Source organism: Citrobacter sp. Colony219 (assembly GCF_019382635.1).
GTDB classification, from domain to species: Bacteria; Pseudomonadota; Gammaproteobacteria; order Enterobacterales; family Enterobacteriaceae; genus Citrobacter; species Citrobacter youngae.
Window position 1 is genome coordinate 3542150 of the sequence record NZ_CP080033.1, and the last position, 728, is coordinate 3542877.

The window sequence follows — 728 nt, forward strand, 5'->3', positions numbered from 1 at the left end:
CGCGCATGGTGTTTTCTGCATCATTCTGATGAATATCCAGCACCTCATCCACCAGCGAGGCGTTAAAAATACCCGGCATATACTCCGCAGGCCAACGACGAATCCCCGGAATACTGCTGCCCTCTTCCGGCTGCAGGCCAACGATGGTAACCGCTTTTTCTTGCTCACGCAGAAAACGCGACACGCCGGTAATGGTGCCGGTCGTGCCCATGCTGGAGACAAAATGGGTAATACGTCCGGACGTTTGCTGCCAGATTTCCGGGCCGGTTGTGGTGTAATGCGCATACGGGTTATCAGGATTGTTAAACTGATCGAGCAACTTACCTTCGCCACGTTGTGCCATTTCCAGCGCTAAATCGCGCGCCCCTTCCATTCCCTGCTCTTTGGTCACCAGTATCAGTTCAGCCCCGTAAGCCCGCATCGCCGCACGGCGTTCCTGACTCATGTTATCTGGCATCAGCAGCTTCATGCGATAGCCTTTCAGCGCGGCGATCATCGCCAGCGCAATCCCGGTATTACCGCTGGTTGCCTCGATCAACACATCACCAGGCTTAATTTCTCCACGCTTTTCCGCTTCGACGATCATCGACAGCGCGGCCCGGTCTTTCACCGAACCCGCGGGATTATTGCCTTCCAGCTTAACCCAAATTTCACTACCGTTATCCGGCGTCAGACGTTGTAATTTCACCAGAGGCGTATTGCCAATTGTTTGTTCTAATGTGTTCACG

1 protein-coding gene is annotated in these 728 nt (G+C 53.8%); it reads right to left on the reverse strand.

The genetic code is table 11. The annotated features are described in order from the left end of the window. Positions 1-727, reverse strand: a 727-nt coding sequence (gene cysM / locus JTI85_RS15895) for a cysteine synthase B (protein ID WP_255574822.1), incomplete at its 3' end; no start/stop codon positions are given. Position 728 lies beyond the last annotated feature (1 nt).